At 64.0% G+C, this 20453-nt stretch carries 17 protein-coding genes and 1 pseudogene; 8 read left to right on the top strand and 10 right to left on the bottom strand.

Going from position 1 to position 20453, the window contains the following annotated elements; all coding sequences use genetic code 11:
- Window positions 1-389: 389 nt before the first annotated feature.
- Window positions 390-1054 (top strand): annotated as a pseudogene (locus AAE027_RS38610) (hypothetical protein).
- Between the two features lie 171 nt (window positions 1055-1225).
- Here the strand turns inward: AAE027_RS38610 and AAE027_RS38605 are convergent.
- The 4 genes from AAE027_RS38605 to AAE027_RS38590 all read right to left on the bottom strand — a co-directional run bounded on the left by AAE027_RS38605 (window position 1226) and on the right by AAE027_RS38590 (window position 5558).
- Window positions 1226-2065, bottom strand: coding sequence for a M48 family metallopeptidase (locus tag AAE027_RS38605; RefSeq protein WP_370991026.1), 840 nt, complete (start codon window positions 2063-2065; stop codon window positions 1226-1228).
- 311 nt (window positions 2066-2376) lie between these two features.
- Window positions 2377-3705: a polyhydroxyalkanoate depolymerase gene (locus AAE027_RS38600; protein ID WP_370991025.1), complete on the bottom strand. Its 1329-nt coding sequence runs from the start codon at window positions 3703-3705 to the stop codon at window positions 2377-2379.
- Between the two features lie 121 nt (window positions 3706-3826).
- Complete coding sequence (locus tag AAE027_RS38595; RefSeq protein WP_128930315.1) at window positions 3827-4645, bottom strand: ABC transporter permease; 819 nt, start codon at window positions 4643-4645, stop codon at window positions 3827-3829.
- 109 nt (window positions 4646-4754) lie between these two features.
- Window positions 4755-5558 carry an ABC transporter ATP-binding protein gene (locus AAE027_RS38590; RefSeq protein ID WP_370991024.1) on the bottom strand — a complete coding sequence of 268 codons (804 nt, stop codon included), beginning with the start codon at window positions 5556-5558 and terminating at the stop codon, window positions 4755-4757.
- Between the two features lie 109 nt (window positions 5559-5667).
- Here AAE027_RS38590 and AAE027_RS38585 point away from each other — a divergent pair, with 109 nt between their 5' ends.
- Window positions 5668-6987: an ActS/PrrB/RegB family redox-sensitive histidine kinase gene (locus AAE027_RS38585; RefSeq protein ID WP_128940626.1), complete on the top strand. Its 1320-nt coding sequence runs from the start codon at window positions 5668-5670 to the stop codon at window positions 6985-6987.
- A gap of 103 nt (window positions 6988-7090) precedes the next feature.
- Window positions 7091-7645, top strand: coding sequence for an ActR/PrrA/RegA family redox response regulator transcription factor (locus tag AAE027_RS38580; RefSeq protein WP_164934823.1), 555 nt, complete (start codon window positions 7091-7093; stop codon window positions 7643-7645).
- Window positions 7646-7795: 150 nt separating this feature from the next.
- On the opposite strand, the gene AAE027_RS38575 is transcribed toward AAE027_RS38580, so the two are convergent.
- Together AAE027_RS38575 and AAE027_RS38570 are read right to left on the bottom strand one after the other, a co-directional pair.
- Window positions 7796-8287: an MmcB family DNA repair protein gene (locus AAE027_RS38575; protein WP_128937049.1), complete on the bottom strand. Its 492-nt coding sequence runs from the start codon at window positions 8285-8287 to the stop codon at window positions 7796-7798.
- Window positions 8288-8528: 241 nt separating this feature from the next.
- Window positions 8529-10130: an alpha-amylase family glycosyl hydrolase gene (locus tag AAE027_RS38570; protein WP_370991023.1), complete on the bottom strand. Its 1602-nt coding sequence runs from the start codon at window positions 10128-10130 to the stop codon at window positions 8529-8531.
- Window positions 10131-10303: 173 nt separating this feature from the next.
- On the opposite strand from AAE027_RS38570, the gene AAE027_RS38565 reads away from it, so the two are divergent.
- Window positions 10304-10972, top strand: a complete 669-nt coding sequence (locus AAE027_RS38565) for an MBL fold metallo-hydrolase (RefSeq protein ID WP_370991022.1) — start codon at window positions 10304-10306, stop codon at window positions 10970-10972.
- A gap of 61 nt (window positions 10973-11033) precedes the next feature.
- Here the strand turns inward: AAE027_RS38565 and AAE027_RS38560 are convergent, their stop codons facing one another.
- Window positions 11034-11408, bottom strand: coding sequence for a winged helix-turn-helix transcriptional regulator (locus AAE027_RS38560; protein WP_370991021.1), 375 nt, complete (start codon window positions 11406-11408; stop codon window positions 11034-11036).
- A 140-nt stretch (window positions 11409-11548) separates the two neighbouring features.
- Here AAE027_RS38560 and AAE027_RS38555 point away from each other — a divergent pair, with 140 nt between their 5' ends.
- On the top strand, window positions 11549-11851 hold the full coding sequence (locus tag AAE027_RS38555) for a hypothetical protein (protein ID WP_370991020.1): 303 nt from the start codon (window positions 11549-11551) through the stop codon (window positions 11849-11851).
- Window positions 11852-12016: 165 nt separating this feature from the next.
- Here AAE027_RS38555 and AAE027_RS38550 read toward each other — a convergent pair whose 3' ends face one another.
- Entirely contained in the window at window positions 12017-13192 is a 1176-nt protein-coding gene (locus AAE027_RS38550; RefSeq protein WP_370991019.1) for an extracellular catalytic domain type 1 short-chain-length polyhydroxyalkanoate depolymerase, read from the bottom strand.
- Window positions 13193-13333: 141 nt separating this feature from the next.
- Window positions 13334-14746, bottom strand: coding sequence for an MFS transporter (locus AAE027_RS38545; protein WP_370991018.1), 1413 nt, complete (start codon window positions 14744-14746; stop codon window positions 13334-13336).
- A gap of 388 nt (window positions 14747-15134) precedes the next feature.
- Between AAE027_RS38545 and AAE027_RS38540 the strand changes: the two genes are divergently transcribed.
- Entirely contained in the window at window positions 15135-16370 is a 1236-nt protein-coding gene (locus AAE027_RS38540) for an LLM class flavin-dependent oxidoreductase (RefSeq protein WP_370991017.1), read from the top strand.
- A gap of 224 nt (window positions 16371-16594) precedes the next feature.
- On the top strand, window positions 16595-17971 hold the full coding sequence (locus tag AAE027_RS38535; protein WP_370991016.1) for a cytochrome P450: 1377 nt from the start codon (window positions 16595-16597) through the stop codon (window positions 17969-17971).
- A gap of 269 nt (window positions 17972-18240) precedes the next feature.
- Here AAE027_RS38535 and AAE027_RS38530 read toward each other — a convergent pair whose 3' ends face one another.
- A complete protein-coding gene (locus AAE027_RS38530; protein WP_370991015.1) occupies window positions 18241-19080 on the bottom strand; it encodes an SDR family NAD(P)-dependent oxidoreductase in 840 nt (279 codons plus the stop codon).
- 180 nt (window positions 19081-19260) lie between these two features.
- Here AAE027_RS38530 and AAE027_RS38525 point away from each other — a divergent pair, with 180 nt between their 5' ends.
- Entirely contained in the window at window positions 19261-20226 is a 966-nt protein-coding gene (locus AAE027_RS38525; RefSeq protein WP_370991014.1) for a sensor histidine kinase, read from the top strand.
- Window positions 20227-20453 lie beyond the last annotated feature (227 nt).

The following is a 20453-nucleotide window of genomic DNA, read 5'->3' as shown; positions in this document are numbered from 1 at the left end:
CCATCTGACACCTCTCACTGCCTAAGCTATAGGTGTCCACCGATTTAGGGGAGGCCCAAGAGGCTTGGGTGTTGCTCCACCCTGCCCTGTCATTCCCGCGAGGGCGGGGAATCCAGTACGCTGCGGCTTCTCGATTGAACCACTAAGGCTCCCGGATACTGGATCGCCCGCCTGCGCGGGCGATGACGGCGTTTGCTGAGCTGGTAACTCGCCCACCCATCCTCGCATCACCGCTTCGGCAATTCCTGCCTAGCGCGGCAAGATTCTCCGCGGCCCCGCAGCTCCCCGAACGCAAGAACGCCAGTCTCTTCAAGCGTCCGACACCGGCCCGAGATTTGCTCTCCTAGGTTGAGTCCCGAACATTCGGGTTTAGTGGGAAGGAGCGTTCCATGATTTCAGGCCTGTCCAGCGCGGCGCTGCCTATCTGCGTCCTGCATCGACGTCCGGTTCCAATGCGACATCGACGTCGGATCTCAAACCGGTGGAGTCGACTGCAACCGATGCGGCGACCGACAGCCCCGGAATAAGCGTCTCCCAACTGAAGCCGCTGCAAGGTGCCAAGCCGATATCGGTGGCGGACAATCCGGTCCTGCGCGACCTCATGGCAACGAACTGGCTGACGACCCATGGTGCGAGCGCCGGTCAACCTTCCATCTCGGACGATGCGCCTGAGAACACCTATGCTCAGGTGAAGGTCGGCGGCAAGGTGGTCGCCACGCTGTACAATGGCGGGTCTTCGACGATGACCAACGAGGCCGCCGCGAAGATCGGCAAGCTGGAGGATCCTCCAGGTCTGGGGGGACCGGATCTGGCGCAATGGCGGGCCGACCAATACGCCGCGCGGCTTGGCGGCGCGGTCGAAAAAGCTTCCACCGCGATCACGCAATCGCAATGGACGCCGCGCCAAAGCAGTTCTGCGACCTATAGTCGCGAGCAACTCGATGCCGCCTTTCAGGCGATGCTGGCCGAGGGCCAGAAGAGCGCCATGCAACTGCAATCGTCCTATCTGGCGTCACGCGCGCTTCAGGGGACGAGTGCGGATATCAGTGCGTGAGCGTCGCTTGATGCCGCTCGGCTCTCCGCTGTCATTCGAAAGCGGGGAATCCAGTTCGCCGCGGCCTCTCGATTCAATTACGACGGCCTCTGGAATACTGGATCGCCCGCTCCAGTGCGCAATTGCGCACAAGGCGGGCGATGACACCTTCCAAGACCGCAGCAGCGCGCCCTAATCCTCGGCCCCATACCGGTGCAGGTCATTGCCGTACGTATCGAGCCACTTCTTGGCACGCTCCATCGACGGGCAGACTTTTCCGCACACGCGCCAGAACCGCGCCGAGTGGTTCATCTCGACGAGATGGGCGACCTCGTGGGCGGCGAGGTAGTCGAGCACGAAGGGCGGCGCGAGGATCAGGCGCCAGGAGAACGACAGCGAGCCGGCCGAGGTGCAGGAACCCCAACGGCTGGACTGGTCGCGGATCGAGAGCCGCTTGACCCTGACGCCGAGCTCAGTCGCGTAGGCCTCCGCCGAGCGCTGAAGGTCACGGCGCGCCTCGCGCTTGAGGAAGTCGCTGACGCGGCGGTCGACATAGTCGAAGCCGCCGGCAACGCAGAGAATGCGTTCACCGCTGTCGCGCATCTCGGTCCACACCGTGCCACGCTCACCGGCGCGGTGAACGATGCGATGGGGAACGCCGCGCAGCGGTATCACCGTTCCCGACTGGAACGGAGCGGCCTTCGGCAAGCGACCGAGACGTGCAGCGATCCAGGCACCGTGACGCTGCGCGAAGTCCTTGGCCTCGACGAGCGTGCCACGCGGCGGCATGGTGAGGATGGCTTCGCGGTCACTCGGATGAATTCTGAGCGTGTAGCGGCGCGCGCGTCTGTGTCGGCGCAACCGGATCGCGAAAAACTGCGATCCGTGGGTGATGACGAGGGTCTTCGGTTCGTGGGGCCGCCGATAAAGGAGCGCGCGAGTGGCCATGTCTGTCAGTCCGGGGGGCAGGAGGGCGCCCGGATTCTGCCATAACCGCCGCCATGGAAAGCGCTCGGCGCAAAAACAAATCATTTGCCCAATATACAGCGGTCAAGCGTCCGGGAGACCCTACAGACTGGGGTTGGAACCCGTTTTTTTCGCCCCCGCTGGACGCATGCGGCACCCCCAAGGGGTGAGTGCCGACTCACTCCTATAAAGCTACCTAAATACCGCGAATCTGGACAGAGCCACCCCCTGTCGGAGCCTCCGACAGGGCCTGAATTTTCGACGGGAAAGCCGAAATACGCGACTAGAGCCGTTCCGATGAAATCGGAGCGGCTCTTGTTTCCTGCTTTGACGCGTTTTCTTTACGCGAACCGGTCGCCACTTCGCTCGAAAACGCTCTATTCGGCCGCGAGCGCCTGCAATGAGCTCGGATTCGCCGCCGAGACCATGAAATCATGAATCCGCGGCACGATTTCCGACTTGAAACGCGAGCCGTTGAACACGCCGTAATGTCCGACGCCCTTCTGGACGTAATGAACGCGGCGATGATCGGGAATCGAGCTGCACAAGGTGTGCGTTGCTTCGGTCTGACCGAGACCGGAGATGTCGTCCTTCTCGCCTTCGACCGTCATCAACGCCACGCGCGTGATCTTGGAGGGATCGACGCGTGTTCCACGGTGGGTCATCTCGCCCTTGGGCAGCGCGTGCTTCACGAACACGGTGTCGACGGTTTGCAGATAATACTCGGCGGAGAGGTCCATGACCGCGAGATATTCATCGTAGAACTCGCGATGCTTGTCGACGAGGTCACCGTCGCCCTTCACCAGATTGGCGAAGAGCTGCTTGTGCGCATCCATGTGCCGGTCGAGATTCATGCTGATGAAGCCGTTGAGCTGCAGGAATCCCGGATAGACGTCGCGCATCATGCCCGGATGCGGGAACGGCACCTTGGTGATGACGTGGTTGCGGAACCAGTCGATGCCGCGCTCCTGAGCGAGGTTGTTCACCGCGGTCGGATTGCGGCGGGTATCGATCGGCCCGCCCATCAGCGTCATCGAGGTCGGCACGAAGGGGTCGCGCCGCGCTTCCATGATCGAGACGGCGGCGACGACGGGCACGGAGGGCTGGCACACCGCCATGACATGGGTGTTGCCGCCGAGGACGTGCAGCATCTCGATGACATAGTCGATGTAGTCGTCGAGGTCGAAGCGGCCCTCGCTGAGCGGCACCATGCGGGCATCGGCCCAATCGGTGATGTAGACTTCATGCGCGGGCAGGAGGGCTTCCACCGTGCCGCGCAGCAGCGTGGCATAATGGCCGGACATCGGCGCCACGATCAGCACGCGCGGCTGCGGGCTGCGCAAGGGGCGCGCGAACTTGCGATCGAAGTAGAGCAGCTGGCAGAACGGCTTTTCCCACACCGAGCGGATCTCGACGGGCACGCGGATGCCGTTGACCTCGGTGTCGTTGAGGCCCCATTCCGGCTTGCCGTAGCGGCGCGTGGTACGCTCGAACAATTCGCAGGCCGCGGCGACCGACTTGCCGACCTCGGTGCGCGCCCAGGGATTGAGGGGATTCTGAAACAGGAGCTTGGTCGCATCGGTGACCGCGCGGGCCGGATTGAGAGAGGCATGCGCCATCTCGTACATCCAGTACATCGGCGTCGTCAGGACCGGACTGCCTTCAGCCGCCAGGGGCGGCGCGCCGCCAAACTCACCAATAGGCATCGCTATATTCCTCTTCGCATCGCAGCATACTGCCGAATGCGCAATATTGCGTCAATGCATGGTTCCGTACATCTACGTGTTGGAAAAGCCCAAACCAGCCTGAATCCACGGGAAAGTGACGTTATTCGCCAGCCGAGAGCAGCGAGCCGTGCTTCCTGGCGCTTCGCAACAGGGCAAGGAATGCCCCAAAAGATGCAACCAGCAGTACTGCGTTGATGGCCAATGCCTCCAGCATCAGATCGGTCCGAAAGGTTTGCTCGATCAGGAGCGCGCGCATGCCCTCGAAGGCGTAGGTCGGCGGCAACGCCCAGGCGACGTATTGCAACCAGGCCGGCAGTACGCTGACGGGATAGTAGACGCACGCCAGCGGCAGGATGGCGAACATCAAGGTCCAGACGATGCTCTCGGCGCCGAGGCCGTTTCGCAGCACCAGGCCCGAGACGAAGATGCCGACTGACCAGCTCGTGAAGATCAAATTGCAGAAGAAGGCGATCAGCGGCAGGCCGAGGGCATAGACGTTGAAGTGAAACAGGAACAGCGCGAGCAGCGTCATCGGGATGATGCCGATGGCGAGCCGGATCAGGCTCATGACCATCAGCGACAGCAGAAACTCGATCGGCTTGAGCGGGCTCATCATGAGGTTGCCGATGTTGCGCGCCCACATCTCCTCCAGGAACGAGATGGAGAAGCCGAGCTGCCCGCGGAACAGGATGTCCCAGAGGATGACGGCGCCGATCAGCGTGCCGCCGGCGCGCGCGAAGAAATTGGCATTTTCGGCGATGTAGAGCTGGAGAAAGCCCCAGGTGATGACTTGCAGCGCCGGCCAGTACAAGAGCTCGAGCAGCCGCGGCCAGGACGACATCAACAGGTACCAATAGCGCAGGATCATCGCGCCGATGCGATGGACGGAGATGCCGCGGTGGAGGGACAGCTCGGTCATGGCGGCCCTTTGTAGCCCGGATGAGCGAAGCGACATCCGGGACTTTGCTTGCGGCGTTCCCGGGTATCGCTGCGCTCACCCGGGCTACGGCAGCAACACAGGGGCTCCCTCATCGTGCCGCCTCCTTCGCGCCGTTCACCCGGCCGCGCGCGACGTCCAAAAACACCTCCTCCAGCGTGGTGCGGTTGTAGCGCGCCATGATGGCTTCCGGCGTGTCGTCGTCCTCGATGCGGCCGCGCTTCATGATGATGACGCGGTCGCAGAGCCGCTCGACCTCCAGCATGTTGTGCGAGGCCAGCAGGATGGTGGCGTTGTGCTGCTTGCGATAGCGCTCCAGATGCGCCCGCACCCAATCGGCGGTATCAGGATCGAGCGAGGCGGTCGGCTCGTCCAGCAAGAGCAGCTCGGGCTGGTTGATCAGCGCCTTCGCGAGCGCAACGCGGGTCTTCTGCCCGGCGGAGAGCTTGCCGTTGGCGCGGTCGATGAAATCGCCGAGGTCGAGATCGTCGGCGAGCCCGGCGATGCGGCCAGCGAGGTTCTTCACCGCATAGAGCTTGCCGAACACGGTGAGGTTCTGCCGCACCGTGAGCCGCATCGGCATGTCGACATAGGGGCTCTCGAAATTCATCCGCCCCAGCACGGACGCGCTCTGCTCGGGCATGCGATGACCGAGCACCTGCACACGGCCGGAGGTCGGCAGCACCAGGCCCATGATCATCGCGATGGTCGTGGTTTTGCCGGCACCGTTGCCGCCGAGCAGCCCGGTGATGCTGCCGCGCGGAAGCGAAAAGGAGATATCGTCGACGGCGCGGGTCTGGTTGTAGACCTTGACGAGATGATCGACCGCAATCGCCGCGGGTGCGCCGCGATCCGCGACAGTCGGCCAGCTTGAAGCCTTGTCATTCTCGGTCATGCTGGCCGTTCTTCTGCTATTGCAGCCGATAGCGCAAGGCTTGTAATTCCCGGGCGGTTCCGTGAGCCGCGCGTTTGTGACCTTAGAAGGCACCGCCACATTGGCCGATATGACCGAAATTGCCGATTCCGACTTTCGCCACGCGCAGCGGCATATCCGGCTGGATACGATCCTGCGGCTGCGCTGGCTCGCGGTGCTGGGGCAGCTCGCCGCGATCTTCATCGTGGCGCAGGGGCTGGAGTTCAACGTCGAGATCGTCCCCTGTGTCAGCATCATCGCCCTGTCGGCGGCGCTCAATCTGGCGCTCCAGACCGCGGCCAATCCGATGCAGCGGCTGGAGCCGATGCAGGCGGCCGGACTGCTGGCGCTGAACATCGTGGAGCTGGCTGGTCTGTTATTCTTTACCGGCGGCCTCCAGAACCCGTTCTCGTTCCTGTTCCTCGCGCCCGTGCTGATCTCGGCCACGGCGCTGCCGGCCCGCTTCACCTTCGGCCTCGGCCTCCTCGCTGTGGCCTGCGCCTCGGTCCTGTTCTTCTTCCATTCGCCGCTGCCGTGGGATTCCGACGATCCGCTGGTGCTGCCACCGATCTACCTCGTCGGTGTCTGGCTCTCGATCGCGCTCGCGATCGGCGTCACCAGCCTCTACTCCTTCCAGGTCACCGAAGAGGCGCGCAAGCTCGCGGACGCGCTGGCCGCAACCGAGCTGGTGTTGACGCGCGAGCAGCATCTGACCCAGCTCGACGGGTTGGCTGCCGCAGCCGCACACGAGCTCGGCACGCCGCTCGCGACCATCTTCCTGATCTCGCGCGAGCTGGAAAAAACGGTGAAGGACCCGAGCTTTGCCGCCGATCTGAAAACCCTGCGCGAGCAGACCCAGCGCTGCCGCGACATCCTGAGCAAGATCACCCAGCTGTCCTCCACCGGCGCACCGTTCGACCGCATGAAGCTGTCGGAGCTGATCGAGGAGGTGGTGGCGCCGCATCGCGATTTCGGTGTCGACATCAAGGTGCGGATCGCGGTGGCGGTCGCGGCCGAGCCGGTCGGCTCGCGCAATCCGGCGATCCTCTACGGCATCGGCAACATCGTCGAGAACGCGGTCGATTTCGCCCACACCACCGTCGAGGTGAATGCCTGGTGGAACAAGGACGATATCGAGCTCGTGATCTCCGACGACGGCCCCGGCATCCCGCCCGACATCCTCAAACGGATCGGCGAGCCCTATCTGTCGCGGCGGCGGACCCAGGATGAAGGCGGCGAGCGGCGCGGCCTCGGCCTCGGCGTGTTCATCGCGCGTACGCTGCTCGAACGCACCGGCGCCAAGGTCTCGTTCACCAACCGGACCTTTCCGGACCACGGCGCGGTGGTCCAGATCAATTGGCCGCGAGAGCGTTTTGAGGCTATCGAGACGCTAGAAGAAACAATAGGATAGGCCGCGACCTTGCGTCGCACAACGGGGCCGATCGACCATTTGCCGCCTTGGCACCGATCGATTGCGACGCCATATGTCAATGCGCTGGAGAGAGGACAACACCTTGAACGCCATTGCCGAACTGAACGAACAGACCGACCGCTCGCTTCTCATCGTGGAGGACGACAAGCCGTTTCTGGAGCGGCTGTCGCGCGCGATGGAGACACGGGGCTTTGCCGTAACATCGTGTGACACCGTCTCCGACGGGCTTGCGCAGATCGGCAAATCGGCACCGGCCTTCGCGGTGGTGGATCTGCGGCTCGGCGACGGCAACGGTCTCGACGTGGTCTCGGCGCTGAAGAAGAAGCGCCCCGATGCGCGCGCGATCGTGCTGACCGGCTATGGCAACATCGCCACCGCCGTGACCGCGGTGAAGATGGGCGCGATCGATTATCTCTCCAAGCCGGCCGATGCCGACGACGTCGTCGCCGCGCTGCTCTCGACCAGCGCGGAGAAATCCGAGCTGCCGACCAACCCGATGTCCGCCGACCGCGTGCGCTGGGAGCACATCCAGCGCATCTACGAAATGTGCAACCGCAACGTCTCGGAGACGGCGCGCCGGCTCAACATGCACCGCCGCACGTTGCAGCGGATTTTGGCCAAGCGCGCGCCGCGGTAGTTACCATCGCAGTCTCGTAGGGTGGGTTAGCCGAAGGCGTAACCCACCTCTTTTCGTGCAGCAGCTAAAGTGGTGGGTTACGCCGAGCAGATGCGCTTTGCGCATCTGCAGGGCTAACCCACCCTACGACGTCTGCGCTCGCGATCGCCGCTACTCCCAAAAATCCGCATGCCCCTGCGGATCGACCAGGCGGTTGATCCGCAGCGCAGCCGCCATCGCAAAGCGCACCGTCATCTGCTTGCGCGTGGCGGCAGCAAGCTTGTGCTCGGGCGCCTCGCAATGCATGTGCGCGCCGTAGGCGTCGGCGACGATCAGGCCGGTGTCTTCAGGAAATATCTCGCAGGGCAGATCCTGCGTGAAGGCGAAGAACAGCCGGTCGCAATGGGCGCGGTATTCGTGCCATTTCTGGTCGGCGCGCAGATCCTCGACCGACGATTTGATCTCGACGATCCAGATCTCGCCGCGCTCGTTCAACGCGACGAGATCGGCGCGGCGGCCCGAGGGCAGCGGCAATTCGCTGATGCAGGAGAAGCCGAGCGAGCGCAGCAGTCGCGCCGTGCCGCGCGCGACCGCCAGTGCAGTCTCCGACTGGCGGCGGTCCGGCGGAGGGACGAGGGCGATGTTGCGGGCGGTGTTGTCCATGGGGGGAGGATAGCCGATTCCTCCGTCGTCGTCCTGGCGAAAGCCAGGACCCATTACCCCAAGAGGCCGTTGTCGCACGCAGGCGGTCATCCTGAGTCCTCGCCAAACTACATTCGGTGGTAATGGGTCCTGGATCTGCGCTTCGCTTGTCCAGGACGACATTGGAGAATGATGTTGTCAGATAGCCTTCAGCCGCCGTCCCGGCCCCAGTGCGCAATTGCGCACTAGGCCGGGACGACGGCTAGGATGGCGCCGCCACCACCACGCCTTCATTCCCCCGCAAGTCCAACACGCCCTCCAGCCGCTCACCCTCCCGATCCAGAAACGTCGACAGCAGGATCTCGCTGCCGAAGCGGATGGCGCTGGTGGTCACGGCGATCGGATCGGGGCCGAGATTGAGCGCCACCACCACCGCCCTGCCCCCGGTCTCGCGGCGATAGAGCAGGAGATCGCCTTGCGCCGAGATCGGATGATAGTCGCCTGCCATCAGCGGCGGCGAAGCCTTCCGCAAGGCGATCAGGCGCTTGTACAGGTTCAGGATCGAGCGCGGATCGGCTTCGAGAGCGACGACGTTCTCGCGGATGTGATCCTCCGGCAGCGGCAGCCACGGCCGGACCTCCGCGAAGCCGGCGAAGTTCGAGGAATCCCACTGCATCGGCGTGCGGCAGCCGTCGCGGCCGACACCGATGCCGGGCACGTTCTTCTCGAAGGGATCGCGCGTGTCCTCCGGTGCGATCGCGAGCTGATGCATGCCGATCTCGTCGCCGTAATAGAGCGTCGGCGTGCCGCGCAGCGTCAGCAACAGCATGGCGGCGACACGGGCCTGCTCGGGACCGACGCGGCTTGCGACGCGCGGACGGTCGTGATTGCCGAGCACCCAGTTCGGCCAGGCGCCGCGCGGCAGCGCCTTCTCGTAATCCTCGATGATCTTCTCGATCGAGCGCGCGCTCCAGAAGGTCGAGAGCAGCGCGAAGTTGAACGGCATCTGCGCGCCGGTGAGATCGTTGCCGTAATAGGCCATCAAGCGATGCAGCGGCAGATAGATCTCACCGATCAAGACGCGCGCGCCAAAGCCATCGGTGAGACGCCGCATCTGCGCGATCACGTCATGCACCTCGGGCTGATCGGTCGAGTATTGCGTCAGGATCTTCTCGTTCGGCGGCCGGCCCTCGACGTAATGCGGGTTTGGCGGATTGTCGCGGAATTCGACGTCCTTGATCAGGTGCCAGATCACGTCGACGCGGAAGCCGTCGACGCCCTTCTCCAGCCAGAACCGCATCACATCATAGATCGCGGCGCGAACGTCCGGATTGCGCCAGTTGAGGTCCGGCTGCTGGGCGAGGAAGGCGTGGTAGTAATATTGCCCCGTGGTCTCGTCGAATTGCCAGGCGCTGCCGCCGAACTCGGACAGCCAGTTGTTCGGCACGCCACCATCGGGCGCCGGATCGCGCCAGATGTACCAATCGCGCTTGGGATTGTCGCGCGAGGCGCGGCTCTCGATGAACCAGGGATGCTGGTCCGAGGTGTGGTTGGGCACAAGGTCGAGGATCAGCCTCAGACCGTTGTCATGGGCGGCGGCGAGCAGCGCATCGAAATCGGCCATCGTGCCGAACAGCGGCTCGATGTCGGTATAGTCCGAAATGTCGTAGCCGAAATCCGCCATTGGCGAGGGAAAGACCGGCGACAGCCAGATCGCGTCGACGCCGAGCGATTTGACGTAAGGCAGCCGCTTGAGGATGCCGGCGAGATCGCCGACGCCGTCGCCATCCGAGTCCTGAAAGGAGCGCGGATAGATCTGATAGAAGATGCCGTCGCGCCACCAATTCTCGTTGCCTTGAGCCATGCCGAAAGACCACCCAAATCTGCGCCTCGCGCGGGAGAACGCGACAGCGACGCCCCGGTTCAAATTGGCAGGTCAATTGGGACGGCCGTGTGACGGCTGTTCCCGAACTCGTTCCGACTGTTTGGCCCGAATCTTTTGCTTGGCGGCCTGGCAAAAATCGGCATTGTGCGGCCATGACCGAACAAAATGACACCAAAGCCAAAGCCGGCGCGATCATCGTTCCCGTGACGTTGTTCGAGCAGAACTGCACCATCATCTGGGACGAGCCTTCCAAGAAGGCCGTGGTGATCGATCCCGGTGGCGACGTGCCGAAGATTCTGGATGCGATCAAGCAGACCGGCGTCAGCGTGGAAAAGATCTGGCTGACCCATGGTCATATCGACCATGTCGGCGGCGCGGCCGACTTGCGCGACGCGCTGAAGGTGCCAATCGAGGGCCCGCATGAAGCGGACAAGTTCCTGCTCGACAACGTGGTCGAGAGCGGCGCGCGCTTCGGCATGACCGGGGTGCGCAACTTTGCGCCGGACCGCTGGCTCGTCGAAGGCGACAGCGTCTCGATCGGCGGCCTGCAGTTCGACATCTATCACTGCCCCGGCCATTCGCCCGGCAGCGTGGTGTTCTTCAACAAGGACTTGCGTTTTGCCCATGTCGGCGACGTCCTATTCGCAGGCTCGGTCGGGCGCACCGACCTGCCCGGCGGCAGTCACGCCATGCTGATCAACTCGATAAAGACCAAGCTCTTGCCGCTCGGCGACGATGTCGGCTTCATCTGCGGCCACGGCGCCGGCTCCAGCATCGGCCAGGAGCGGATGACCAATCCGTTCATCACCGGCGAGATGTAAGCGTTTTTTGTTTGAGCATGATCTGTTCGGAAAACCGCTTCACACTTTTCCGGATCATGCTCTACTCGGCGGCGTCCGCCAGCGCCGCGGGTTCGCCGAGGTTACGCTCGCCCCATTCCCGGATCGCGGCGACGACCGGCACAAAACTCCTGCCCTTGCGGGTCAGGCGATATTCGACCTTGGGCGGCACCTCGCCAAAATCCTTGCGGTCGATCAGGCCGCTCGCCGTCAGCGCCTTCAATTCGCGGCTGAGCACGCGCGGGGTGATCTCCGCGCTGCCTTCCGTGCCGCGCAGCAGGCCGCTCCTGATCTCACCATAGCGGCGCGGACCGTCCTTGAGGTCCCAGACGATGCGGAGCTTGTACTTGCCGCTGATCATCTTCTGAAACGCCGCGACCGGACAGGTGCGCGCCGGGTTCGCTCTTGCCTTCGCCATGTCGTCTCCTCCATGCGCAGCCAGCGCGCGGAAGAATAGGAGCGCCGGCGAAAAAGTCCATACTATCAATTTTGTCCATACTTGCAGGATCGCTTGCAAGCCGCAGATGATGACGCACACGACGAAGTAAGGAGCGTCACATGAAGCACTTCATGATCACATATGCGTTCAGGAACGGCACGACGGAGGCCTGGCATCAGGAGATCGGCCGCTTCATCAAGGCGATCGACGGCGATCCGGAGCTGAAAGGGCGGATCGGCTATCGTGTCCTGAAGCACCGCGATGACGGCAGCTATATCCACCTCGCCAGCGTCACCGACGATGCCGCGCAAAAGGCGCTGCAATCGCGCGACTTCTTTAAAACCTATCAGGAGATGACGCGGAAGGTGGCCGGCGGCGAGGTCACGGTGACGCCGATCGAATGGATCGATCAGACGGCGTAGTGTTGAAGCGAAGCTAAGCCACAAATTCCGCTGTCGTCCCGGCGAAGGCCGGGACCCATACTCCGGAGAGGGAGTTTGGCGAAGACTCGTCGTTCGGGACTCATACCGAGCGTCATTGATAGATTCCGCGGTATGGGTCCCGGCCTTCGCCGGGACGACTTAGAATTACTTCATCAACCCCGCCGCGGTCAGCGCGCGCGTGATGATCTGGCCGAGATCGAAGCTGCGTGTCCGCTCGCGCTTCGGCTCGGCCGGCTGTGCGGCGACCGCTACGCGGATCGAGCGGGCGAGATGCGGCGCGGGCGTCAGCGCCGGCTTCGGCGTTGCAGGCTTTGCCTCCGCCTTTGGCGCTGTCTCCGCAATCCAGCCGGTGAGGCCGAAGAATTTTGCGATGTGGTAGGACGAGGAGATGCCGGCCTCGATCAGGAACGCGCCTTCCATGCCGTAACGCTGGTCGTTGTCGGCGAGACCGAGCGGCGTGCCGTGCGCCATGTCGGTGATGGCGTAGGATTCGACCAGCGTCTCGCCGTCCTGGTTCCACCAGGCCTGGCGCGGATAGCCGTCGACATTGGTCTCGGCCATCGGCACCTCAGGCAGATCATGCAGATCGAGCCATTGCTTGACGATCTCGTTGGCGTTGCCGGGATTGACGGTGCGGTCGGCGCTGCCGTGCCACACCGACACCTTCGGCCAGGGGCCACGATGGTGGGTGGCGTTGCGCACGAGATCGCCGAGCTCACGCGCGGGACGCGCGGGTGAATGGAACATGCCGTCCAGCGCCTCGCGCAGATTCGAGGCGATGCCATAGGGCAAGCCCGCGATCACCGCGCCGGCTGCGAAAACTTCCGGATAGGTCGCGAGCATCACCGATGTCATGCCGCCGCCGGCGGACAGGCCTGTGATGAAGATGCGCCTCTGATCGATGCCGTGCGCTTCGACCATGTGCGTGATCATCTCGCGGATCGAACGCGCCTCGCCGCTGTCCCGTGCGGTGTCCTCCGGATTGAACCAGTTGAAACAGGTGTTGCCGTTGTTGATGCGCTGCTGCTCGGGCATCAGCAGCGCGAAGCCGTAATGCTTCGCCAGCGTCGACCAACCGGCGCCGAGATCGTAGCCGGAAGCGGTCTGGCCGCAGCCATGCAGCACGACGACGAGCGCGCGCGGCTTCTGCAGCTGCGCCGGCACGAAGGCGAGCATGCGCAACGCGCCGGGATTGTCACCGAAGCCCGTGACCTCTTGCAACGGGCTGGATGAATCCGCGCTGCGGCCGAGCTCGGCAAAGCGCAGACCGTCCAGCTTTGGCAGACGTCTCAACAGATCGACATTTCGGGCTAGTGACACGGCAACTTCCTGGTGGGCAACTTCCAACGTTCAGCCAAACCAGATAGTTGCTGCGTTGCAAAATAAAAAGTCTGTGCGCTGTCAATCCCACGAAAATCGCCGGGATTTCCCGCGGAATCCGCATGTATTAACCGCTATGCCTCAACTTGGTGCAGAGGCGCGGCGCATCCAGGCCAGAAATGCGGCGCAGATCATGATTAATGTCACAAACAGCGCAAGCGAGACGAGAAATCCTGCGCGCGCTGATTGCAACGATTCGACGGCGAAGAAGAATGCGCCGATTGCGGCCACTCCGGCCGCATTTCCGATCTGCGCCGTGGTGCCGTACATGCCGGAGGCCGAGCCCGCGGCGACAGGTTTTACGCTCGCGAGCACCGCGCCCGACAACGGCGCCATCACCAATCCCTGACCGTAGCCGAAGACGATCATCGTAAGCGCAAGCGCAAGCGGCGTCGGTGCATCGACATAGAACGCGACAAGCGCGAGCGCGGCAAGACCTGCGATCTGGAGCGCGCAGCCCTCGAGCAACACCTTGGTGGCGCGATGGCGCGCCCGCGCGCCGCTGTGGCGCGAGGCCACGACGAAGGCAAGCGCGAGCGGGATGAAGGCCATGCCGGCCGCGAGCGGCGGAATCTTCAGGCCGCGCTGCATGTACAGCGTCATCACCAGGTAGAACGAGAGGTTGGCGACGAAAAAGAAGAACGCCGCGCCGAGGCCGCGCAGGAAGGCTGCGTCCGACAGCAGCGTGAGATCGATCAGCGGCATGCCGCCGTCGCGCGCGACCGCGTGCTCCAGCTTCAGGAACGCGGCGAGGATCGCGCCGCCGATTGCCATCACCGCCCACAACCACGGCGCCCAGCCGACATCGTGACCGAACAGCAGCGGGCCGATCAGGCATAGCAAGCCTGCGAACAGCACCACGCTGCCCTTGATGTCGAGCTTTGTACCTGATCGCCGCGGCACCGACGGCATGATGCGCCAGGCGGCAGTGGCGATGGCGAGGCCGCTGGGAACGTTGACGAAGAACACCGCGCGCCAGCCGGTGCCGGCGAGGTCGAGCGTGACCAGGAGACCGCCGAGCAGGAAGCCCGCGGCGCCGGCAAGCCCGAGCACGATGCCATAGATGGCGAAGGCGCGGCTGCGCGTCTCGTCCGTGAACAACAGATGCAGCGTCGCCAGCACCTGCGGCACCATTAGCGCCGCGGTCGCGCCCTGCGCCAGCCGGGCGATGATCAGCTCCGCGCCGGATTGCGCAAGGCCACACCAGAGCGAGGTCAGCGTGAAACCCAGCACGCCGGCGAGGAAGACGCTCTTCGTGCCGTGGATGTCGCCGAGCCGGCCGCCGGTGACGACCAGCGTGGCATAGGCGATCAGGTAGATCGCAATCACGGATTCGATCTGCGCCGGCGACGCTTTCAGATCGACCGCGATGGTGGGAATGGCGACGTTGACCACGAAGGCGTCGACGCCGAACATGAACTGCGCGGCGACGACGATGGCCAGCACCCACCAGCGGCGCGAGGAATCGAGTTGTTGTGTGACGATCTGATGCATCGGCGCGGGACCCTGGACTATCGTTGCTCGATCATTTCAGATCGCGCGCGGTGTCGCGATTACCTGCGAGGTAGGATTCCCGCGCTTCATTCGAAGGCGCGATTGCTTCGCCTCTCCCCGCGTGCGGGGAGAGGCCGGAATTCAAACGCAGTTTGAATTCCGGGTGAGGGGGGAGCTTCCGCGAGTCGCACTGCCACTGAATTTGCGGAAGCAGCCCCTCACCCTGCCCTCTCCCCGTAAGAACGGGGAGAGGGAGACGAGACATCTCATCGCACCTCCGCGCATGCCTGCATTCCGCCGCGCGGGACATCGTGCGATTGCGTTCGCTTCGGCGAGCACGTAGCCTCGCCGCTTCAACAACCAGAAAATCGAAGCCGGAGAGAACGCCATGGCGCGCCTGAAATTCGGAGCCTTTCTTGCCCCGCATCACCCGATCGGGGAGCATCCGATGCTCCAGTTCCGGCGCGATCTCGACCTGGTCGAGCAGCTCGATAACCTCGGTTATGACGAGTTCTGGTGCGGCGAGCATCACTCTTCCGGCTGGGAGATGATCGCATCGCCCGAGATGTTCCTGGCCGCGGCCGGCGAGCGCACCAAGCGGATCAAGCTCGGCACCGGTGTGGTGTCGTTGCCCTACCACCACCCCTTCAACGTCGCCCAGCGCATGGTGCAGCTCGATCACATGACCGGCGGCCGCGCCATCTTCGGCTCCGGTCCCGGCGCGCTCGCCTCCGACGCGCACACGCTCGGCATCGACCCGATGACGCAGCGCGACCGCCAGGACGAGGCGATCGGCGTGATCCGCCGCCTCTTCAACGGCGAGCGCGTCACCGCGAAGAGCGACTGGTTCACCATGAACGACGCCGCACTGCAGATCCTGCCGCTGCAGGAGGAGATGCCATTCGTGGTGGCCTCGCAGATCTCGCCGTCCGGCATGACGCTGGCCGGCAAATACGGCATCGGCATCATCTCGCTGGGCTCGATGACGACGCAGGGGCTGATGTCGCTGCAACAGCAATGGCAGTTCGCCGAGGACGCGGCGAAAAAGCACGGCACCACGGTGAGCCGCGCCGACTGGCGCGTGCTCCTGACCTGGCATATCGCCGAAACCCGCGAGCAGGCGCGCCGCGAAGCGGGCGCCGGGCTGATGCGCTGGCACAACGAATATAATGTCGGGACGCTGCAGCGGCCGGGTCTCACCGCTTTCTCCTCGCCCGACGAAGCCGTGGACAAGACCGCCTTCGTCGAGGGCGCAGCCTCCACCATCGGCACACCCGACGATCTCGTCAAAACCATCAAGAACGTGATGCAGGTGTCCGGCGGGGTCGGCGCCATCATCGGCTTCGTGCACGACTGGGCCAATCCGGAAAACACCCGCCGCAGCTGGGACATGGTCGCGCGCTACGTCGTCCCGGAGATCAACGGCTACATCGACGGTCTTCGCAAGTCGCAAAAATTCGTGATCGAGAATCGCGCGATCTTCGAGCGCGCGGGCCAGGCCGTGATGGCCAAGATCATGGAGAACGAGAAGGCCGCCGAGGCGCTGAAGGTGACCGGCCCCGGCCGCGTCGCCATCCCCGCCGTCAACGCCCCGGATTTGCAAAAGGAAGCGGCGAAGCGGTAGGTCTACTTCTGTCGTCCCGGCGAAAGCCGGGACCCATAGCCACCGAACTGTATTTGGCGAAAACTCGCGATGACCGGCTCGCGACAAACTGCTCCCTGGGGTTATGGGTCCCGGCCCCCCCGTGCGCAATTGCGCACTAGGCCGGGACGACGATGGTGTGTGCTTGCGCGCAAGACCACCGGATCGTGCTATGCTCGCGGAGCTTGCCAACCGGAGCAATCGTCATGTCGATGCAGAATGTGGCCGCCCCTGCGCTTGGCTTCACCCCGCCCAGGCGCAATGAGCTGACCCACATCCCCGGCGACGAAGGCTGGCCGATCATCGGCAAGACCTTGCAGGTGCTCGCCGACCCCAAGGGGCACATCGAGGCGAACGGCGCCAAATACGGCCCGGTCTACCGCACGCACATTTTCGGCGAGACCAATGTCGTGCTGCTCGGGCCCGAGGCCAACGAGCTCGTGCTGTTCGACCAGCAGAAACTGTTCTCGTCGACGCATGGCTGGAACAAGGTGCTCGGCCTGTTGTTTCCGCGCGGCTTGATGCTGCTCGATTTCGACGAGCACCGCCTGCATCGCAAGGCGCTGTCGGTCGCGTTCAAGGCCGGGCCGATGAAGTCATATCTCAGCGATCTCGATCGCGGCATTTCCGCGCGCGTGGCGCAGTGGAAGGCCAAACCCGGCGAGATGCAGCTTTATCCGGCGATGAAGCAGCTCACGCTCGATCTCGCTGCGGCCTCGTTCCTCGGCGCCGACATCGGCCCCGAGGTCGACGAGATCAACCGTGCCTTCGTCGACATGGTCGCGGCCGCCGTCGCCCCGGTCCGCCGCCCCCTGCCCGGCACCCAGATGGCGCGAGGGGTGAAGGGACGGAAGCGCATCGTCGCCTATTTCCGCGAGCAGATTCCGCTGCGACGCGGCAATCACGGCGGCGATGACCTGTTCTCGCAGCTCTGCCGCGCGACCCACGAGGACGGCGCGCTGCTCTCAGAGCAGGATATCATCGACCATATGAGCTTCCTGATGATGGCGGCGCACGATACGCTGACCTCGTCGCTGACCTCCTTCATCGGCGAGCTCGCCGCCAATCCGGACTGGCAGGACAGGCTGCGGGCGGAGGTCCTCGCGCTCGGACTTGCCCCGGATGCGCCGAGCAGCTTCGACGATCTCGAGAAGATGCCGCTGACGGAGATGGCGTTCAAGGAGGCGCTACGGATCAAGCCGCCGGTGCCTTCGATGCCGCGCCGCGCGATGCGCGATTTCACTTTCAAGGGCTTTACGATTCCGGCCGGCACCGCCGTCGGGGTCAATCCGCTCTACACGCACCACATGAAGGACATCTGGCCGGAGCCGGATCGGTTTGATCCAATGCGCTTCACCGAGGAGGCGCAGCGTGGCCGCCACCGCTTCGCCTTTGTGCCGTTCGGCGGCGGCGCGCATATGTGCCTCGGCCTGCACTTCGCCCATATGCAGGCGAAATGCTTCGCGCGGCATTTCCTGCAGAACATCGAGGTATCGCTGGCGCCGGGCTACAAGCCGGACTGGCAGATGTGGCCGATCCCGAAGCCGCGGGATGGTTTGCGGGTGCGGGTGAAGGCGGTTTAGCGCCACCGCCGTCATTGCGAGCCAACGGGTCCGCGCGAAGCGCGGCCCGATGACAGGCTCCGCGAAGCAATCCCGAATCTTTCCATGGAGGGATTCTGGATTGCTTCGTCGCAAGGGCTCCTCGCAATGACGGAAACCTGCTTTCGTAAGGTGGGCAAAGGCGCGGAGCGCCGTGCCCACCATGTCTCTCCCGGTTTGAACACCGACGGTGGGCACGGCGCGCGAAGGGCGCGCCTTTGCCCACCCTACGGCTTCGGCGCCCGTGGCTCCTACGCCCCCTGATCGAACGCTTTGCGCAAGGCCGCATAACCCTGCTGCTGCTGGCTCCAGTTGCGGCCGCCGGTCATGGCACCGTCGATGACGAGGTCGTGGCCGTTGATGAAGCTGGATTCGTCGCTCGCCAGGAACACCGCGGCATGGGCGATGTCATCAGGGAGACCGGCGCGCGGGATCGGCTGCGCGGTCTTGTAGACCTCGCGCATCACCGCCGGCGTCTTCTCGGCCGCGTCGGTCGACAGCCCCAGCGCCTTGCCGAAGATGCCGGTTGCGATCGCGCCGGGCGAGATCGAGTTGACGCGCACATTGGACTCGCCGAGCTCCATCGCTACGCATTTGGTGAGATGGATCACCGCCGCCTTGGCCGCGCTATAGACCATCGAGGACGAGAACCCGGCGAGACGGCCGGCGATGCTGCCATTGTTGATGATGCTGCCAAAACCCTGCTTCTTCATGTGGGGCGCGGCGTGCTTCATGCCGAGCATGACGCTGCGCACCAGCGTCGCCATCGCCGCATCGAACCGCTCGGCCTCGAGGCCCTCGATGCCGCCGGTCTGCGCCGGGCCGCCCGCATTATTGAACAGGCAGTCGATCCGGCCGAATCTGTCGACCGCGAGCGCGATCAGCGCCTGCAACTGCGCTTCGACCGTGACGTCGGTCTGGCGGAAGATGCAAGTCGCCCCGAGCTGCTTCGCCAACGCCTCGCCTTCCGGCACGCGCCGACCCGCGATCACAATTTTGGCACCTTCGGCAACGAAGACTTCCGCGGTACGCAATCCGATCCCGCTCGTCGCGCCGGTGATGACCGCAACCTTGCCGTCTAGCCTGCCCATGGATTGTTCCCGTTTTTGAATGATTTGATTTTCAGATGGCGGACACTGACAGATGACGGCGCCGCGACGGTCACTATTCCCGCCGGCCCGCGGCAAGGCAAGCTTTGCTTGCGCGTCCGACATGCGTAACATTCGCAACCATGGCTCGACTTTCGAACGGGCATCGCGACCGGGCGGGGCATGGGAAAGCTGATCGACGAGTTCCGCAAAGGCTGGCAGGGCGTGGCACCGCCATCGCTCGGTCTGAGCATCGCCTTCGCGGCCGCCTGCTTGCTGATTGCGACGGCGGCGCGCTGGGGTCTCGCGCAGGTCCGGCCCGACGTCTACTTCACCCCGTATTTCCCGGCCGTGTTCTTTGCCGCCGCGTTCGGCGGCTTCCGGATCGGCGTCGTGACGGCACTCGTCGGCGGCGTGCTCGGCGTCGTCGTCAATTTCAGCGATGCCTTTGCCGATCACGCGCGATTTGCCCTGCTGGCGCTTTACTGGGCCGTGAGCGCACTGACCATCTGGGGTGTCGAGCATTATCGCTCGCTGCTGATCGAGCAGCGCCGGATTTCCAATCGCCTGATCGAGGAAGAAGACTATCGCAAGCTGCTGGTCGATGAGCTCCAACACCGGCTGAAAAACAAGCTGTCGACGGTGCACGCCGTGCTGCACCAGGTGCTGCACGACCAGCCGCAGGTCTGGGCCCGCATCGATCCGAGGCTGCGGTCGCTGGCCACGACCGACGATTTGATCTCGCGGATCGACAAGGCGGGCTGCGACATCCGCGATCTCCTGATCGCGGAGCTCGGGCCTTACGGCCACGTCCGCTTCACGCTCAATGGCGACCGGCTGTTCCTGCCGCCGAAGCTCGCGGTCACGCTGTCACTGATGTTTCACGAGCTCGCCACCAACGCGGGCAAATATGGCGCGTTCTCGGCGCCGCGCGGATTGTTGCAGGTGTCATGGACCGTCAGCGGCGATCGCCTGACCATCACTTGGGACGAGACCGAGGGACCAAGCATCGGCGAGGTGTCGGCGCCGGGCTTCGGCACCAAATTGCTGAAGTCGGCGCTAACCGCCTTCGACGGCAAGACCGAGCTCTCATTCTTGAAGACGGGCCTCCATTGCATCATGCAATGCCGTATCCCCAAGGGCGGCTGACGGACAGCAAAGTTCGGTCGATCGGTCACCTCTCCCTACGCCGGGCAATCGCATATGGCCTTTGGGGCGGCCTGAGCGCGCGCCTCGTCCTTCGAGACGACCGCTTCGCGGTCCCTCAGGATGAGGCTAAGCGGCATCGGTGCCCGTTGAAACTTGCTGCCGCACACTCCGCCCTCATCCTGAGAGCCCGACCGAAAAAGGGTGAGCGGTTTTGGCGGGCTTGTGAT

This window comes from Bradyrhizobium sp. DN3 (assembly GCF_041357655.1).
GTDB lineage: Bacteria > Pseudomonadota > Alphaproteobacteria > Rhizobiales > Xanthobacteraceae > Bradyrhizobium.
The sequence above is the reverse complement of the archived record's forward strand: the minus strand, read 5'-3'. Positions and strand labels throughout refer to the sequence as shown.

Bases quoted from the DNA above. Each gene is read 5' to 3' on its own strand.
- AAE027_RS38570 (WP_370991023.1), bottom strand. From the start codon at position 10,130: ATGGCTCAAGGCAACGAGAATTGGTGGCGCGACGGCATCTTCTATCAG.
- AAE027_RS38565 (WP_370991022.1), top strand. From the start codon at position 10,304: ATGACCGAACAAAATGACACCAAAGCCAAAGCCGGCGCGATCATCGTT.
- AAE027_RS38595 (WP_128930315.1), bottom strand. From the start codon at position 4,645: ATGACCGAGCTGTCCCTCCACCGCGGCATCTCCGTCCATCGCATCGGC.
- AAE027_RS38525 (WP_370991014.1), top strand. From the start codon at position 19,261: ATGGGAAAGCTGATCGACGAGTTCCGCAAAGGCTGGCAGGGCGTGGCA.
- AAE027_RS38530 (WP_370991015.1), bottom strand. From the start codon at position 19,080: ATGGGCAGGCTAGACGGCAAGGTTGCGGTCATCACCGGCGCGACGAGC.
- AAE027_RS38605 (WP_370991026.1), bottom strand. From the start codon at position 2,065: ATGATTTGTTTTTGCGCCGAGCGCTTTCCATGGCGGCGGTTATGGCAG.
- AAE027_RS38590 (WP_370991024.1), bottom strand. From the start codon at position 5,558: ATGACCGAGAATGACAAGGCTTCAAGCTGGCCGACTGTCGCGGATCGC.
- AAE027_RS38585 (WP_128940626.1), top strand. From the start codon at position 5,668: ATGACCGAAATTGCCGATTCCGACTTTCGCCACGCGCAGCGGCATATC.
- AAE027_RS38555 (WP_370991020.1), top strand. From the start codon at position 11,549: ATGAAGCACTTCATGATCACATATGCGTTCAGGAACGGCACGACGGAG.
- AAE027_RS38540 (WP_370991017.1), top strand. From the start codon at position 15,135: ATGGCGCGCCTGAAATTCGGAGCCTTTCTTGCCCCGCATCACCCGATC.
- AAE027_RS38535 (WP_370991016.1), top strand. From the start codon at position 16,595: ATGTCGATGCAGAATGTGGCCGCCCCTGCGCTTGGCTTCACCCCGCCC.
- AAE027_RS38575 (WP_128937049.1), bottom strand. From the start codon at position 8,287: ATGGACAACACCGCCCGCAACATCGCCCTCGTCCCTCCGCCGGACCGC.
- AAE027_RS38560 (WP_370991021.1), bottom strand. From the start codon at position 11,408: ATGGCGAAGGCAAGAGCGAACCCGGCGCGCACCTGTCCGGTCGCGGCG.
- AAE027_RS38600 (WP_370991025.1), bottom strand. From the start codon at position 3,705: ATGCCTATTGGTGAGTTTGGCGGCGCGCCGCCCCTGGCGGCTGAAGGC.
- AAE027_RS38545 (WP_370991018.1), bottom strand. From the start codon at position 14,746: ATGCATCAGATCGTCACACAACAACTCGATTCCTCGCGCCGCTGGTGG.